The sequence below is a fragment of the Nocardioides sp. genome (genome assembly GCF_035503875.1).
Lineage (GTDB): Bacteria > Actinomycetota > Actinomycetes > Propionibacteriales > Nocardioidaceae > Nocardioides.
Window position 1 is genome coordinate 1 of the sequence record NZ_DATJTA010000087.1, and the last position, 16,213, is coordinate 16,213.

Consider the following 16,213-nt stretch of genomic DNA (forward strand, 5'->3'; position numbering starts at 1 on the left):
AAGCTCGCGCTGCAGGCGCTTGATCTCGAGCCGCATCTGCACGCGCAGCTTGGCGTCGAGGTTGGAGAGCGGCTCGTCGAACAGGAACACCGCCGGCGCGCGCACGATGGCGCGGCCCATGGCGACGCGCTGGCGCTGGCCGCCCGAGAGCTGGCGCGGCAGCCGCTCGAGCAGCGGCTCCAGTTCGAGCGTCTTTGCGGCTTTGCGCACCCGGCGGTCGATGTCGTCCTTGGGCAGGCCGCGAATCTTCAGGCCGTAGGCCATGTTGTCGTACACGCTCATGTGCGGGTAGAGCGCGTAGTTCTGGAACACCATCGCGATGTCGCGGTCCTTGGGCGGCAGGTGCGTGACCGCTCGGTCCCCGATCAGAATCTCGCCGGCCGTCACCTCCTCCAGGCCCGCGAGCATCCGCAGGGACGTCGACTTGCCGCAGCCGGACGGACCGACGAGGACCATGAACTCGCCGTCGCCGATCTCCAGGTTCAGGTCCGCGACCGCCGGGGTGTCCGAGCCGGGGTAGACGCGCTCCGCGTGCTGGTAGGTCACCGAGGACATGACCGGTCCTCCCTTCACCGGCAGGCACGTGCCGGACGATCCGTCGTGAATGGGGTGCAGGCACCGTACGACGTCCGCGTCAGCGCGTCTAGTGGAAGCGTTTCCACGACCCGTCCACACCAGCTACGCCACGCTGACCGGGATCCCTTGACAGGCAATGTGACGCATGCCATCGTCGGGAACGTCGATCAGTGGAAGCGCTCTCACAAGCCTTCCACCTCCGGCCCAGGACCCTCCGATCGACGCCGACCATCGCTGTCTCGTGCCAGTCAAGGAGTGTCACCGTGCGCTACACCATCTCTCGACCGGTCCGCCGGTCCCTCGCAGGCGCCGCCGTCGGCGTCCTCGTCCTCGGGCTGACCGCCGCCTGCGGTGGCGACGACGACCCGAAGCAGTCCGCCGACCAGGAGGACCTCGCCGCGGGCGACGCCATCACCATCACCACGTTCGGCGAGTTCGGCTACGACGCGCTCATCGAGCAGTGGAACGAGGAGAACCCCGACACCCAGGTCGAGCAGACCAAGGTGTCCAAGTGGGACGACTGGAAGGCCGAGATCACCACCAGCCTCCAGGCCGGAGGCAAGGGTCTCCCCGACGTCGTCGCCCTCGAGGGTGACTACATGCCCGCCGTGGTGGCCGCCCCGGACGTCTGGGTCGACCTGGCCCAGTCCGAGGTCGAGGGCCGCTGGCTGGAGTTCAAGGTCGACGAGGCCACGACCGACGACGGCCAGCTGCTCGGGTACGCGACCGACGCCGGCCCGGAGGCGATCTGCTACCGCAAGGACCTCTTCGAGGCGGCCGGCCTGCCCGGCGACCGCGAGGAGGTGGCCGCCCTGATGACCACCTGGGACGACTACTTCGCCCTGGGTGAGGAGTTCAAGAAGAACTCCGACGCCAACTTCTACGACGCCAGCGGCTCGATCGCGCAGGCCATGCTGAACCAGGTCGAGTTCCCGTTCGAGCAGGCCGACAACTCCGTCGATATCAGCAGCGACGAGTTGAAGAACGTCTGGGACACCGTCACCTCCCACACCGACCTCGGCAGCAAGGCCGTCCAGTGGAGCCCCGACTGGACCGCGGCGTTCAAGAAGCCGGGCAACGCCACCGTCGCCTGCCCCGGCTGGATGCGCAACAACATCAAGGAGAACACCGGCGACCCGGCTCCCGACGGCGTCGTCTGGGACATCGCCGACGTCTTCCCGGGCGGAGGCGGCAACTGGGGCGGCTCGTACCTCACCATCCCCAAGAGCTCGACCCACCAGGCCGAGGCGCTGGAGTTCATCACCTGGATCACCGCGCCCGAGCAGCAGGCCAAGGTGTTCGAGCTGACCGGGAACTTCCCGTCGCAGGTCGAGGCGCTCCAGTCCGAGACCGTCCTCGCGGCCACCGACGAGTACTTCAACAACGCGCCGGCCGGTGAGATCTTCTCCAACCGCGCCGCGGCGATCACGGTCCAGCCCTACCACGGGCCGCTGTACTCCGACATCCTGCAGAAGTTCCAGGACGCCATCAACCGCGTCGACCAGGGCACCGACCCGGACAAGTCCTGGGCGACCTTCGAGCAGGACGTCGCCTCGCTCCAGTGACCGAGCAGGCGTGACCGGACCGTCGGGCCGCCCGGGGCTCTCCCCCGGGCGGCCTGGCTCACCCCGCACGGACCCGTGCACCCGACGAACTGCCAGGAGGGGCGTCGATGCTCACCGATGACCGGCCAGGCCCCGGCGCCGACACCGCCGAGTCCGGGAGTACGACGCCCCCGAGCCCGCCGCGCGACGTACGCCTGATCCGCCGGCGGCGCCGGTCCCACTGGGACCTGAAGCTCTCGCCGTACCTCTACATCTCGCCGTTCTTCATCCTCTTCGCCCTGGTCGGGCTCTTCCCGCTGCTCTACACCGGCTACCTGTCGGTGCACGACTGGGACAAGCTCTACCGCCAGCGCGGCGAGTTCACCGGCATGGAGAACTTCGAGTTCGTCCTCACCGACCCGATCTTCCGCAAGGCGCTGGTCAACACCTTCAGCATCTTCCTGATGTCGTCGGTGCCGCAGATCGTCGTCGCCGTCGGGGTCGCGGCGCTCCTCGACAACCAGCTCCGCGCCCGCACCTTCTGGCGGATGAGCGTGCTGCTGCCGTTCGTCGTCGCCCCCGCGGCGGCCGCGCTCATCTTCGGCAGCCTCTTCGCCGACCAGTCGGGCCTGATCAACGCCGCGCTCCGCGAGCTCGGGCTCGAACCCATCCGCTGGCACGTCGACCGGCTGTGGAGCCACGTCGCCATCTCGAGCATGGTCAACTGGCGCTGGACCGGCTACAACACCCTGATCCTGCTGGCCGCCATGCAGGCCGTGCCGCGCGAGCTCTACGAGTCCGCGGCGCTCGACGGCGCCGGACGGCTGCGCCAGTTCTGGTCGATCACGCTCCCGATGATCCGCCCGACGATGATCTTCGTCATCGTCACCAGCACCATCGGCGGCCTGCAGATCTTCACCGAGCCCCGCCTCTTCGACGACTCGATGAGCCGTGAGGGCGGCGCGGACCACCAGTACATGACGGCCGCGCTCTACATCTACGACCGCGGCATCGTCGACGGCTTCTACGGCCGCGCGTCGGCGGCCGCCTGGCTGCTCTTCCTGATCATCGTCGCGATCGCGCTGCTCAACTTCGTCCTGACCCGCTACCTCACCAGGAGGTCGTCATGAGCCAGCGCCGTCCCGGCTGGGTCGTCTACGGCCTGCTCGCCGCCTTCGTGATCGGCTCCGCCCTCCCCCTCTACTGGTCGTTCGTGATCGGCTCGCACACCAAGGCCGAGGCCATGGAGATGCCGCCGCCGCTGTTGCCGGGCGGGCACTTCCTGGAGAACGCGGGCCGGGTCTTCGACACCATCGACTTCTGGCAGGCGATGGCCAACAGCATCATCGTCTCGACCGCCTGCGCGGCCTCGGTCGTGCTCTTCGCGACGCTGGCCGGCTACAGCTTCGCCAAGCTGCGCTTCCGCGGCAGCAACGCCCTGATGGGCTTCGTCATCCTGACCATGGCGGTCCCGACCCAGCTGGCGATCGTGCCGCTCTTCATCATCATCACCGACTACGGCCTGTACGACACGCTGATGGCGGTCGCCCTGCCCTCCCTGGTCACGGCGTTCGGCGTGTTCTTCATGCGGCAGTACCTCCTCGACGCGATCCCCGACGAGCTGATCGAGGCGGCGCGTGTCGACGGCGCCTCGATGATCCGCACCTTCTGGACGGTGGCCGTCCCGGCCGCCCGCCCGGCGATGGCGATCCTCTTCCTGTTCACCTTCATGACGGTCTGGACCGACTACATGTGGCCGCTCGTCGCCCTGAAGGACAACCAGACCCTCCAGGTCGCGCTGGACGAGCTGGCCATCAGCGGCCAGGGCCAGACCACCGACTACGCGCTCGTCCTCTGCGGCACCGGGCTCGCCACGATCCCGCTGCTGATCCTCTTCGTCCTCTCCGGCCGCCAGCTGGTCGCCGGCATCATGCAAGGAGCCGTGAAGGGATGAACTCCACCCCACTCCAGACAGCGCCCACCACCACCGGGCCGCTGGTCTTCCCGCCCGCCTTCCTCTGGGGCGCCGCGACCGCGGCGTACCAGATCGAGGGCGCCACCGCCGAGGACGGGCGTACGCCGTCGATCTGGGACACCTTCGCGCGGGTCCCCGGCGCCGTGCTCGGCGGCGACACCGGCGACGTGGCCTGCGACCACTACCACCGGGTCCCCGAGGACGTCGCGCTGATGCGCTCGCTGCACCTCAACGCCTACCGGTTCTCCACCGCGTGGCCGCGCGTCCGCCCCGACGGCGGAGCGCCCAACCGGGCCGGCGTCGACTTCTACACCCGGCTGGTCGATGAGCTGCTCGGCAACGGCATCACGCCCTGGGTCACGCTCTACCACTGGGACCTCCCGCAGGCTCTCGAGGACGCGGGCGGCTGGACGAACCGCGACACGGCGTACCGCTTCGCCGAGTACGCCCTCACCCTGTACGACGCCCTCGGCGACCGCGTGCCGTACTGGACCACCATGAACGAGCCGTGGTGCTCGGCGTTCCTCGGCCACACCGGCGGCCAGCACGCCCCCGGCCGCCAGGAGGGTGTCGCCGGGGTCGTGGCCGCCCACCACCTGATGCTCGGGCACGGCCTGGTCATCGACGAGCTGCGCCGGCGCGGCACCACCGCCGAGCTGGGCATCACGCTCAACCTCACGGTCGCCGACCCCTTCGACCCGGCCGAGCCGGCCGATGTCGACGCGGCCCGCCGCGTCGACGGCTTCTTCAACCGGGTCTTCCTCGACCCGATCCTCCGCGGCCGGTACGCCGACGACCTGGCCGGCGACACCGCGGGCATGACGTTCGACGGCAAGGCGTGGCACGACTTCGTGCAGGACGGCGACCTCGCCCTGATCAGCACGCCGATCGACGTGCTGGGCGTGAACTACTACCACGGCGACGCGGCATCGGGCCGGGTCGTCGAGGACGGGACCCAGCTGCTGGGCGCGCGGGTGGAGCACCCGTCGCGGCCGGTCCTCTCGCCGTACCCGGGCGGCGGCGACATCCGCTTCCCGCGGCGCGGCCTGCCGGTCACCGGGATGGACTGGGAGGTGCAGCCCGAGGGGCTGACCCGGCTGCTGGTCCGGCTGCGGGACGAGTACGCCGCGCCCCCGCTCTACATCACCGAGAACGGCGCGGCGTACGACGACGAGGTCGGCCCCGACGGGACGGTCGACGACCTCGAGCGGCTGCGGTTCATCGACGCGCACCTGCGGGCCACCCACGACGCGATCGAGCAGGGCGTCGACGTGCGCGGCTACTTCGCCTGGTCGCTACTGGACAACTACGAGTGGGCCTACGGCTACCGCCAGCGGTTCGGCATCGTGCACGTCGACTACGACACCCAGGTGCGTACGCCGAAGGCCAGCGCCCGGTTCTACGCCGAGGCCGCGCGCACCGGACGCCTTCCGGAGGGGACCCCGTGAGGTCGGTAGCGTGGCTCGGGTGAACAGCCGCAACGGCCTCGGCCCCGGGGGCTCGCCCACCCTCGACGAGGTCGCGCGGCTGGCGGGGGTCTCGCGGGCGACCGCGTCGCGGGCCATCAACGGGGGCAACCGGGTCAGCGCCGCGGCCCAGTCGGCGGTCGACGCCGCCGTGCGCACGCTCGGCTACACGCCCAACCCGGCGGCCCGCAGCCTGGTGACGCGCCGTACCGACTCCGTGGCGCTCGTCGTCCCCGAGCCGGACGAGCGGGTCTTCACCGACCCGTTCTTCGCCCACACCCTGCGCGGCGCGACCCGGGTGCTCAACGAGCGCGACGTCCAGCTGGTGCTGCTGCTCGCGCGCCCGGGCGACGAGGAGCAGCGGATGCTGCGCTACCTCCGCAACCGGCACATCGACGGCGCCCTCGTGGTCTCCCACCACCGCAGCGACAGCCTCGCCGACCACCTCGCCGCGCTCGACCTGCCGTGCGCGTTCGTCGGCCGGCCGTGGACCAGCGCCGACAAGGTCGCGTACGTCGACACCGACAACATCGCCGGCGGTCGCGAGGCCACCCAGGCGCTCGTCGACCGCGGCTGCTCGCGGATCGGCACGGTCGCCGGCCCCGCCGACATGACGGCCAGCGTCGACCGGCTCGACGGCTGGTACGCGGCGATGCGCACCGCCGGTCTCGCCGACGACGCGGTCGTGCACGGGGACTTCACCGAGGCCGGCGGGGAGCGGGCGGCCGCCGCCCTCCTCGAGCGGCACCCCGACCTCGACGGCATCGTGGTCGCCTCCGACCTGATGGCCGCCGGCACCCTGAAGACCCTCGCGACCCTCGGCCGGCGGGTGCCCGACGACGTCGCCGTGATCGGGTACGACGACCTCGGCGTCCACGAGCGGACCGAGCCGGCGCTCACCACGATGCGCAACCCGATCCGCGAGATGGCCGAGCAGGCCACCCGGCTGCTGCTCGAGCAGGTCGACGGCGAGCGCCCGGCCGCCGCCATGCGGGTGATCTTCCCGCCCTCCCTGGTCCGCCGCGGGACGGCCTGAGCCGGGGCGGCGGGGAGGGGCGGGGTCTCGGGGCCCGCCCAACCGCCGCAATTGCGGCCTCCGGACAGGGTTTCGCGCGGCAGCCCTGTCCAACGGCCGCAATTGCAGCCTGCCGACAGGTTCCCGCAACGCCAGCCCGCTCAATCGCCGCAATTGCAGCCCCCGGACAGACCAGCGCGCCCCCCACCCTGCCCAGCCACCGCAATTGCAGCCCCCGGACAGACCAGCGCGCCCCCACCCTGCCCAACGGCCGCAATTGCAGCCTCCGGGCGGCCCCGCGCGGGCGCCTACTCCCTCCGGTCGTGGCCCGCCCGCTCCAGGACCCGGTACGCCGCGATGCTGTCGGGCGCGAAGACCGAGTCCTGCTGCAGGCACAGCACCTCGGGCCGGCGGAAGAGCTCGCTCCCCCACATCTCGTGGTCGAGGTAGAGCTCGACGAAGGCGAGCCGGCGCGATTCGTCGAGCCGGCGCCCGGTCGGGAGCTGGCCGGGCTCGCGCATCGGGGCGTTCTCCCGCTCGAGGAGCACCCGGTCGCAGGTCATCCGGCGCGCGCCGTACGTCGCGTCGAAGGCGTCGGCGAGGACCCCGACCACCTCGTCCACGGCCGCCGAGGCGGCAGCCGCGTCGAGGCCCTCGGGCCGGTCGAGCACGACGACGTACTTCTCGGCGCAGAGCGCGGGACCGGACCGCTCGCGGATCACGGTCTCCTCGACGTCGAAGCGCCGCAGGTCCCGGAGGAAGTTCTGGTGGTCGTGCGCGAGCATCCCGCCGACGTCGCGCGAGAACTCCATGCCCGGCGGCTCGTAGCGCATGGTCGCGTAGCGCCAGAGGTCCGGCACCCGGCCGAACCCGCCGGTGAGGTCCCACTGCCCGACGAGCAGGTTGGTGTGGTAACCGACGACCTCCGGCATGTCGCGGAACGTCGTGACCGCCCACGGGCTGTGCACGCCGAGGTAGTGCGCCTCGGACTCCTCACGTGGGCGCAGCGCGCTCGGCTGGAACTGCATGACCCGCTTGGCCCAGGGGACCGCGACAGCACTCATGGTGGCAACGTAATCTGCCAACCATTCGTTTGGAAAGCCTCAGGCCTCCGTCGCCTCGACCGCCGGCGGGGTCGCCAGCAGACTCGCCACGGCGTACGTCGAGAGCTCGGCGACGACCTCCTCGGCGGAGATCGAGCCGCGCGGGTCGTACCAGTAGTGGATCCAGTTCGCCATGCCGAAGACGGCGCGCGCGGCGAACGTCGAGTTCACGCCCGGTCGCAGCAGGCCCTCCGCGGCGGCGCGATCCACCAGGTCGCGGAAGTCCTGGTCGTACTCGTGCTGGGCCTGGACGATCTCGGCCGCGCGATCGGGGCTCAGCGCCCGGAAGTCGCGGAAGAAGATGATCGAGTCGGCGGAGTGCTCGAGCGAGCGCCGCATGTGTCCCTCGATGAACGAGCGCAGCGCCGCGACCGGGTCGTCGGCCAGCTTCCGCCACTCCGGGTCCGCGGTGATGATCCGCTGGTGGTTGCGCTGGATGATCGCGAAGAGCAGATCCTCCTTGGTGTCGATGTAGTGGTACATGCTGCCCTTGAGGATCCCGACCTCGTCGGCGATCTCCTGCAGGCTCGTCGCGTCGTACCCCTTGCGGCGGAAGATCGACGCGGCCGCGTCGATGATCAGCTCGGTCCGGTCGAACCGGCGCTGGGTGCGCTTGCCCGAGTCGGCCTCCGCCACGTTCTGGTCATCGGACCGCTTCTTCACCGTGCTCCTCGTATCCCTCGAACCAACCGGTCGATTGTCGCAGACCCTCCGACCCCGACGCGACTCTCGTCCCGGTCGCCGCGAGCCGCCCGGACTCCACCCTAATCTGCCAACCATTCGTTTGAATAAGGTGCCGAAAAGTCTTGTCGGCGCCGATCCGGTGTGATCTGATGCACAGGCGCATTGATGCACATCATTAGCCTCGTGGGACTCCTCGGGCCTCGCTTCGCAGCCGCCCCCGGACCCACCACCGCCCGAAAGGACGACCCCGATGACCAGCTCCGCCACCGCGGCCTCGACCTCCGCCGTCGACGCCGACGAGCGGCCGGCCGACGTCGTCCTCGAGGCCGCGTCGGTGACGTTGCGCTACGGCAGCGTCACCGCCCTGAAGGACGTCTCCTTCACCGTGCGCAGCGGTGAGGTCGTCGCGCTGGTCGGCCCGAACGGGGCCGGCAAGACCTCGCTCTTCAACTGCGTCAGCGGCTTCTCCCGCCCCAGCGAGGGCACGCTGACGTTCGCCGGTCTCGACCTCGGCACCGCACGCCGCCACGCGATCGCGCAGGCCGGGGTCGGCCGTACCTTCCAGAACCTCTCGCTGTTCCCCGGGGCGACCGTCATGGAGAACGCCCTCGTGGGCCGGCACCCGCTGATGCGCTCCAGCATCGCCGGGAACCTGCTGCGCTGGCGCCGCTCGCGGGCCGAGGACGTCGCGCACCGCGAGGCGGTCGCCGACGTACTCGACCTGCTCGGCCTCTTCGACCTGCGCAACACCGAGGTCGGAGGCCTGCCGTACGGCACCCGCAAGCGGGTCGAGCTGGCCCGCGCCCTCGCCTCCGAGCCGCGCCTGCTGCTGATGGACGAGCCGGTGGCCGGCATGAACCCGACCGAGACCGCGGAGCTCACCGAGACGATCGGCCGGGTCCGCGCCCAGCGCGACCTGGCGATCCTCGTCGTCGAGCACGACATGGCCATGGTCATGGAGGTCGCGGACTGGATCACCGTCCTGGACTTCGGCCAGGTGATCGCCCAGGGCCGGCCCGCCGCGATCCGCGACAGCGAGGCCGTCCGCGAGGCCTATCTCGGCAACTCCGTGTCCCTCGACGCGGAGCACACCCCCGACCACCTCTCCCCCCTCTCCGAGGAGATCTGACATGCGGGACCTGGTCCAGCTCGTGGTGAGCGGCGGCGCGCTCGGCGCGGTGTACGCGCTCGTCGCCGTCGGCTTCGTGCTGATCTACAAGTCCACCGGCCAACTGAACTTCGCCCAGGGCGACGTGATGGCGATGGGCGCGTTCCTCGTCTACTGGTTCGGCCCCGGGCGCTTCGAGCTCCCGTTCGGCCTGGCCGTGGCGCTGGCGATCCTCGGGGCCGCCGTCTTCATGGTCTTCATCCAGTGGGCGCTCGTGCGCCACCTCGCCGCCCATTCACACGAAGCCGTGCTGATCGGGACCCTCGGGTTGGGCATCCTGATCCGGGCGGTGCTGACCGCGGCGTTCGGCACCGACAAGCTCGGCATCGGCGACCCGTGGGGCGACTCGACCCTGAGCGTCGCCGGGGTCACCATCACCACGTCGAGCATCCTGGCGATCCTGGTCACCGGCATGGTCATCGGCGCGATGGCGATCTGGTTCCGCCGCAGCCGCACCGGCGTCTCGATCACCGCGATGTCGCAGGACCCCGTCGCCGCCTCGGCCCTCGGCGTGAACACCCGGCTGATGACCGCCGTCGTCTGGGCGACCGCCGGGGCGCTCGCCGTGCTCGCCGGGGTGTTCCTCGCCGGCTACCCGCGCTCGATCGACCCACACATGGGCCTGATCGCCCTCGCCGCCTTCCCCGGAGCCGTGCTCGGCGGCTTCGACTCGCTCAACGGCGCCGTCGTCGGCGCCGTCTCGATCGGGATCATCCAGACCGTCATCGCCGGCTACGAGGGCCCGTGGTCCGGGGTCGTGGGTCACAACTTCCACGTGATCGTGCCCTGGCTGGTGCTCGTCGTCGTGCTCCTCGTCCGCCCCCAGGGACTGTTCGGAACGAAGAGGGTCATCCGTGCCTGAGACCGCTGCCGCCACCCCGTCCACGACCGTCGAGGGCGACGGCCCGGCCGACGCCGCGTCGCCGGCCGGCGCCCCCGCCGTACGGCGCCTCGACCCGCGCGAGTCCCGCGCGCACGTCACGCTGCTCGGCACCGCCGGCGGCAAGGTCGCCGCCCTGATCACGCTGGTCGCCGCCCTCGGCGTCCTCGCCTCCGGGCAGGAACGCCTCCTCTCGGTCCTCAACTTCGGGCTGATCGCCGCCGTCGCGGCCATCGGGCTCAACCTCGCCATGGGGACGACCGGGATCATGTCGCTCGGACATGCCGTCTTCGTCGGCTTCGGGGCGTTCACCGCCGCGGTCCTGGGCGACCACGGCGTGCCGTTCCTGCTCGCCGCCGTGGCCGCGATGGTCGTCGCCCTGCTCGCCAGCCTCACGATCGGGCCGCTGGCCCTCCGGCTGTCGGGGCTCTACCTCGCGGTGGGCACGATCGGCATCGCGTACGTCGGCGAGCACCTGTTCGTGAACCTGCGCAGCCTCACCGGCGGCGGCGCCGGCCGGATCGTCGAGGCGCCGAGCCTGTTCGGCATCGAGATGTCGCAGAGCTCGGTGCTCGCCGGCCGGCTGGTGACCAGCGACATGAAGTGGTTCGCCCTGCTGCTCGTGGTCGTCACCCTGGTCGGCGTCTGCGTGGCCTCGCTGCTCCGCCTGCGCTGGGGCCGCGCCCTGGTGGCGATCCGGGACAACGAGAACTCGGCCGCCGCGGCCGGTATCGCCGTGACCCGCGCCCGGGTGACCGCGTTCGCGCTGTCGGCCGCGCTCGGCGGGCTGTCGGGGGCACTGCTCGCGGGCTACCTGCGCTTCCTGAACCCGGAGAGCTTCGGGCTGGAGCAGAGCATCCAGTTCCTCGCCATGGTGGTCATCGGCGGCCTCGGCTCGGTGAGCGGCGCCGTCGTCGGCGCCGTGCTGATCACCGCCCTCCCCACCATCCTCACCGAGGTCTCGCTCCGCCTCGGCCTGGTCGAGGCGGCCAGCGGCACCTCGAGCAGCTTCAACACCGGCACCCTCGCGCTCGTCGCCTACGGCCTCGTGATCGTGATGGTCATGGCGCTGGCCCCCCGGGGCATCGCGGGCGGACTCGGCCGGCTCGCCCCTCTCCTCCGCGGTCGCGGACCGCGCGCTCCACGGACCTCGGCGTGACCGCCGGTCACTCCGCACCCCACCCGCACCCGAGTCGAAGGAACACGGCCATGCACCAGCTCCGCCGCCCACTCATCGCCGGCCTCGCCGCCCTCGCGATCGCCACCTCGGCCTGCACCGCAGCGCCGAGCGACAGCTCCTCCGACGGTGGGCTCGCCACCGGCAACGGCGTCACGGACGACACGATCACCGTCCTGTCGCTGACCGATCTCTCGGGGCCGGCGGCGTCGGGCGGCAAGCCCGTCCAGGCCGGCATCGAGGCGTACTTCGACCACCTCAACGAGGAGGGCGGCATCGACGGGCGCACCATCGAGCTGAAGACCGTCGACCACCAGTACAACCCCCAGCTCGCGGTGCAGTCGTACCAGGCCGACAAGAACGACATCGCGGCCCTGATCACCTACGGCACGCCGACCACCGACGCGATCCGGCCGTTCACCGCCGACGACCAGGTGCTCTCGCTCGGCTTCAAGGGGCCGTACGCCGAGGACAACACCTTCGCCCAGGGCACGGCCTTCGAGGTCGACACCGCCAACCTGCTCAGCCACGTCCTCGACGAGGACCCCGACGCCAAGGTGGGCGTCATCTACCAGGCCGACGCGATGGGCGACGCGATCCTGCGTGGCGTCGAGGCGGTCAGCGAGGAGACGGGGCTCGAGGTCGTCGCCGAGGCCAGCGCCGACGCCACCGCGACCGACCTCACCGCCCAGGTGACCTCGATGCGCAAGGCCGGCGCCGACACGGTGGTGCTCGGCGTCGGACCCGGCGGCACGATCGCGGGCGTCGGTGCCGCGTCCGCCCTCGGGTACGACGCGAAGCTGCTCTCGCCCGGGACGGCGTACAACCGCGCCCTCCTCGACCTGCCCGTCGGGCCGGCGATGGAGAAGAACATGACCGTGTCCTGCTCCTACCCGCTGTGGGACGACGAGTCGCCGGGCAACGCCACCTTCCACGAGGCGCTCGACCCCTCGGTCTCGCCCCAGGGCACGATCGTGCTGGGCTGGATCGCCGGTCAGACGATCGCCGGCTTCATCGAGCAGGCGATCGAGGACGGGGACGTCACGCCCGCCGGCATCGTGAAGGCCGCCCAGCAGGCGACCATCTCGACCGACGGCCTGACGCCGGACATGACGTACGGCAAGGACATCAACGACCGCACGCCGTTCCGCGAGAGCCGGATCTGCGGCGTCACCAAGGACGAGGACGACGGCGTGACCCTGCTCGCCGACTGGGCCGAGAGCCCCGCCGCGACCAACGTCTCGCTCGACTGAGCGCACCCGGACCGGCCCACCCACGACGAGAGGCACCCAGATGCTCGAGGTGCAGGACCTGACGGTCACCTATCCCGGAGGCGCCGAGGCGCTCCGGGGGGTCGGGCTCAGCGTGCCGACCGGCGAGGTGACCACCGTGCTCGGCGCGAACGGCGCCGGGAAGACCAGTCTCCTCCGCGCCGTGGGCGGGCTGCTCCCGCAGTACCGCGCCGCGATCCGGTCCGGCAGCATCACCCTGGACGGCAAGCCGATCCACGCGCTGCCGCCCTGGGCGCTGGTCCGGCTCGGGCTGGCCCAGGTGCTGGAGGGCCGGCACATCTTCACCGACCTGTCGGTGCGCGACAACCTCCTGGTCGGCGGGCAGGGCCTGGGCCGCGCCGAGCTGGCGGAGGCCGTGGAGCGCACGTTCGAGCAGTTCCCCGTGCTGCGCGAGAAGGCCGATACCAGCGCCGGCTACCTGTCCGGTGGCGAGCAGCAGATGCTCGCCATCGGGCGGGCCACGCTGAAGAAGCCGCGGGTGCTGCTCCTCGACGAGCCCAGCCTCGGCCTGTCGCCGCTGATGATGGAGCGGATCGGCGTCGTGGTGGCCGAGATCGCGGCGAGCGGGGTCACGGTCCTGCTCGTCGAGCAGAACGCCCGGCTCGCCCTGAGCATCAGCCGGCAGGCGGTGGTCCTGGCCAACGGCCGGGTCGTCGCCGCCTGTCCCGCGCACGAGCTGCTCGACGACGACAAGCTGTCGGCCGCCTACCTCGGCGGCGGCCTCGTCGCGACCTGACGGACCCTAGGAGACGATCCGGATCACGTCGTCGACGCCCGCCCGCTCGGTGCGGAAGGCGTTGGCGGGGTGGTCCGGATCGGCGTACCCGAAGGACACCGCGCAGACCACCAGCCGGTCCTCGGGCAGCGCGAGCAGCTCCCGCACGCCGTCGGAGTACATGGCGATCGCCGCCTGGGCGATCGAGTCGATCCCGCGGGAGCGGAGCGCCAGCAGCAGGGTGGCGACGTACCCGCCGCAGTCGACGGCCCCGTACGTCCCCTGCTCGCGGTCGGTCGTCACGATCGCCACGTGGGGCGCCCCGAAGAAGTCGAAGTTCCGCATCGTCTGGCGAGCGCGACCCTCCCGGTCGTGCCGCTCGATGCCGAGACTGGCGTAGAGCGCGAAGCCGCTGGTACGGCGCCGCTCGTCGTACACGCCGCTATAGCCGGCCGGCAGGTCCAGGTCGGACGACGGCGCGGACCCGGCGACGTGGGCCGCGAGCCCGGTCGCGAGGTCCCGGGTCGCGTCGCCCCGGGTGACGACCGCCTGCCAGGGCTGGGTGTTGCACCACGAGGCGGTCCGCTGCGCGAGGCCGAACACCTCGCGCACCGTCTCCTCGGGCACCTCCTCCGGGCCGTACGCCCGGCAGCTGTAGCGCTCCGCCAGGAGCGCGTCGAGGGAGGCGGTCACCGGACGGCCGCCGGCGCGCCGGTGATCAGCGGGACGACCACCTGGGTGTCGTACCAGGTCGACACCGTGCGGATCGCTCCGTCCTCGACGTCGATCACGTCGAACGCCGGGAAGGTCAGCTGCGTCCCGTCGCGGAGCCGGCCGCGGAAGGTGATCTCGACGGCGGCCCGCGAGCCGTCCACCAGGATGCGGGTGGGACGGTCCTCGTGCTCGTCGTACTGCGCCACGATCGCGCGGTAGAGCCGGGTCACGTCGTCCACCCCCGACGCCCCGAGCAGCTCGCCCTGGCGGATCGTCACCTCGGGGTGCAGGGTCGCGGCGAAGGCCTTCCAGTCCCGGGCGTTCACCGCGGCGAAGTAGCGCGTCACGAGGTCCCGGATCGCGTCCTCCGGCGTGGTCGCCGGCGCCGCCGTCGCCTCCGCGCGCAGGTGCCGGCGGAGCACCTTGCCGTTGGCGCTGCGAGGCAGGGCCGCTCGTCGTACCTCGATCACGCGGGGGACCTTGTAGCCCGCGATCCGCTCGCGCAGACCCGCCTCGAGCGTGGCGGCGGTGACCTCGTCGTCGTCCACGACGACATAGGCGTACGGCGTCTCGCCCCACCGCGCGTGGGGTACGCCGACGACCGCGCACTCGACCACGCCGGGAAGCGCCTCGAGCGCCCGCTCGATCTCGGCGGGGACGACGTTGATGCCGCCGGTGATGATCATGTCCTTGAGCCGATCGACGACGTAGAGGTAGCCCTCCTCGTCCATGGTGGCGACGTCGCCCGTGGCCAGCCAGCCGTCGCGCAGCGACCCCGGGTCCGGAGCACCGTCGACCCAGTAGCCCGTCATCACCGCGGGTCCGCGCAGCCAGAGCTCGCCGGGTTCCCCGGCCGGGCAGTCGGTGCCGTCGGGGGCGACGACCCGCGACTCGGTCATCATCATCGGCCGGCCGATCGAGCCGGGCTTGCGGTCGATGTCCTCGGGTCGCAGCGCGGTCGCGACGCCGGACGACTCGGTCAGGCCGTAGCCCTGCGAGAGCCGGATGCCCCGGTCGCTGAGCAGCCGCATCAGCTCGGGCGTGACCATCGCGCCGCCGGCGGAGACCGTGGTCAGCGACGACACGTCGGTCGACTCGACGTCGGGGTGGGCGACGATGGCCTGCCAGACGGCCGGCACCGCCATGAAGACGGTGATCCGGTCCTCCTCGAACCGGCGCAGCGCGCGACCCGGGTCGAAGGCCGCGTCGACGACCGTCATCCCGCCCGCGACGACGGTCGCCAGCCACGAGGCGAGGATGCCGGCGGAGAACGCCAGCGGGTACGGCACGTAGGTCCGGGTGTCGCGGTTCCAGCCGTCGTTGACGATCCGGTCGTGGGCCATCGCGACGATGCTGCGGTGGCTGACGGCGACGCCGCGCGGGCGGCCCGTCGTACCGGAGGAGTAGAGCAGGACGGCGATGTCGTCGAGCTCGCGGACGACCCGCGTCGGCGTACCGCCCGTCCAGTCGGCCGGCACCGGGTGGCGCAACGCGATCGCCAGCTCGGCCGCGACGGCGGCGGCGGTCGCGGCGTACGTCTCGTCGTGGCTGAGTACGACGGCGCCGGCGTCGCGCAGCTGGTCGGCGGCCTCCGTGGCGTGCAGGCGATGGTTCACCGGGACGACGATCGCCCCGGCGGCGAACCCGGCCAGCACGCTGACGCAGAACTGCCGGGAGTTGGCCGTCAGCACGCCCACCCGGTCCCCCGGCCGCACGCCGAGCCCGACGAGCCGGGTCGCCTCGCTCCGCGCCGCCTCCAGCAGCTGCGTCCAGGTCAGGTCACCGTCGTCGTCGCGGACCGCCACGGCGTCGCCGCGGCGCTGCGCCCAGTGCTCGACCGGCCTCAACACGTCCATGCCCACCCACTCCTGATCGCCTGGCGTCATCGTGACCGGCGCCACGTT

15 protein-coding genes are annotated in these 16,213 nt (G+C 71.6%); 10 read left to right on the forward strand and 5 right to left on the reverse strand.

What is annotated here, in order from left to right:
* Positions 1-555 (reverse strand): ATP-binding cassette domain-containing protein (locus VMF51_RS20145; protein ID WP_325476256.1); only part of this gene is annotated, 555 nt, incomplete at its 3' end.
* Between the two features lie 284 nt (positions 556-839).
* On the opposite strand from VMF51_RS20145, the gene VMF51_RS20150 reads away from it, so the two are divergent.
* The 5 genes from VMF51_RS20150 to VMF51_RS20170 all read left to right on the forward strand — a co-directional run bounded on the left by VMF51_RS20150 (position 840) and on the right by VMF51_RS20170 (position 6,597).
* Complete coding sequence (locus VMF51_RS20150; RefSeq protein ID WP_325476257.1) at positions 840-2,141, forward strand: ABC transporter substrate-binding protein; 1,302 nt, start codon at positions 840-842, stop codon at positions 2,139-2,141.
* A 107-nt stretch (positions 2,142-2,248) separates the two neighbouring features.
* Positions 2,249-3,250: a sugar ABC transporter permease gene (locus VMF51_RS20155; protein WP_325476258.1), complete on the forward strand. Its 1,002-nt coding sequence runs from the start codon at positions 2,249-2,251 to the stop codon at positions 3,248-3,250.
* Complete coding sequence (locus VMF51_RS20160; protein WP_325476259.1) at positions 3,247-4,074, forward strand: carbohydrate ABC transporter permease; 828 nt, start codon at positions 3,247-3,249, stop codon at positions 4,072-4,074. Before VMF51_RS20155 ends, VMF51_RS20160 begins: the two co-directional genes overlap by 4 nt.
* On the forward strand, positions 4,071-5,543 hold the full coding sequence (locus tag VMF51_RS20165) for a glycoside hydrolase family 1 protein (protein ID WP_325476260.1): 1,473 nt from the start codon (positions 4,071-4,073) through the stop codon (positions 5,541-5,543). Before VMF51_RS20160 ends, VMF51_RS20165 begins: the two co-directional genes overlap by 4 nt.
* Positions 5,544-5,562: 19 nt before the next feature.
* Positions 5,563-6,597, forward strand: coding sequence for a LacI family DNA-binding transcriptional regulator (locus VMF51_RS20170; protein WP_325476261.1), 1,035 nt, complete (start codon positions 5,563-5,565; stop codon positions 6,595-6,597).
* 287 nt (positions 6,598-6,884) lie between these two features.
* On the opposite strand, the gene VMF51_RS20175 is transcribed toward VMF51_RS20170, so the two are convergent.
* Positions 6,885-7,640 (reverse strand): hypothetical protein, encoded by a 756-nt coding sequence (locus VMF51_RS20175; RefSeq protein ID WP_325476262.1) that lies wholly within the window; start codon positions 7,638-7,640, stop codon positions 6,885-6,887.
* A gap of 39 nt (positions 7,641-7,679) precedes the next feature.
* Complete coding sequence (locus tag VMF51_RS20180) at positions 7,680-8,342, reverse strand: TetR/AcrR family transcriptional regulator (RefSeq protein ID WP_325476263.1); 663 nt, start codon at positions 8,340-8,342, stop codon at positions 7,680-7,682.
* Between the two features lie 271 nt (positions 8,343-8,613).
* On the opposite strand from VMF51_RS20180, the gene VMF51_RS20185 reads away from it, so the two are divergent.
* Genes VMF51_RS20185 through VMF51_RS20205 form a run of 5 tightly spaced genes read left to right on the forward strand, consistent with a single transcriptional unit; the run spans position 8,614 to position 13,616 of the window.
* Entirely contained in the window at positions 8,614-9,492 is an 879-nt protein-coding gene (locus VMF51_RS20185) for an ABC transporter ATP-binding protein (protein ID WP_325476264.1), read from the forward strand.
* A 1-nt stretch (position 9,493) separates the two neighbouring features.
* Positions 9,494-10,393, forward strand: coding sequence for a branched-chain amino acid ABC transporter permease (locus VMF51_RS20190; protein WP_325476265.1), 900 nt, complete (start codon positions 9,494-9,496; stop codon positions 10,391-10,393).
* Positions 10,386-11,570 carry a branched-chain amino acid ABC transporter permease gene (locus tag VMF51_RS20195; protein ID WP_325476266.1) on the forward strand — a complete coding sequence of 395 codons (1,185 nt, stop codon included), beginning with the start codon at positions 10,386-10,388 and terminating at the stop codon, positions 11,568-11,570. The genes VMF51_RS20190 and VMF51_RS20195 overlap by 8 nt, the downstream gene beginning before the upstream one ends.
* A 50-nt stretch (positions 11,571-11,620) precedes the next feature.
* Complete coding sequence (locus tag VMF51_RS20200; protein ID WP_325476267.1) at positions 11,621-12,841, forward strand: ABC transporter substrate-binding protein; 1,221 nt, start codon at positions 11,621-11,623, stop codon at positions 12,839-12,841.
* Positions 12,842-12,881: 40 nt separating this feature from the next.
* Positions 12,882-13,616 (forward strand): ABC transporter ATP-binding protein, encoded by a 735-nt coding sequence (locus VMF51_RS20205; RefSeq protein ID WP_325476268.1) that lies wholly within the window; start codon positions 12,882-12,884, stop codon positions 13,614-13,616.
* A gap of 6 nt (positions 13,617-13,622) precedes the next feature.
* Here VMF51_RS20205 and VMF51_RS20210 read toward each other — a convergent pair whose 3' ends face one another.
* Together VMF51_RS20210 and VMF51_RS20215 are read right to left on the reverse strand one after the other, a co-directional pair.
* Positions 13,623-14,288 (reverse strand): nitroreductase, encoded by a 666-nt coding sequence (locus VMF51_RS20210; RefSeq protein ID WP_325476269.1) that lies wholly within the window; start codon positions 14,286-14,288, stop codon positions 13,623-13,625.
* Complete coding sequence (locus VMF51_RS20215; RefSeq protein WP_325476270.1) at positions 14,285-16,165, reverse strand: AMP-binding protein; 1,881 nt, start codon at positions 16,163-16,165, stop codon at positions 14,285-14,287. Before VMF51_RS20215 ends, VMF51_RS20210 begins: the two co-directional genes overlap by 4 nt.
* Positions 16,166-16,213: the final 48 nt, after the last annotated feature.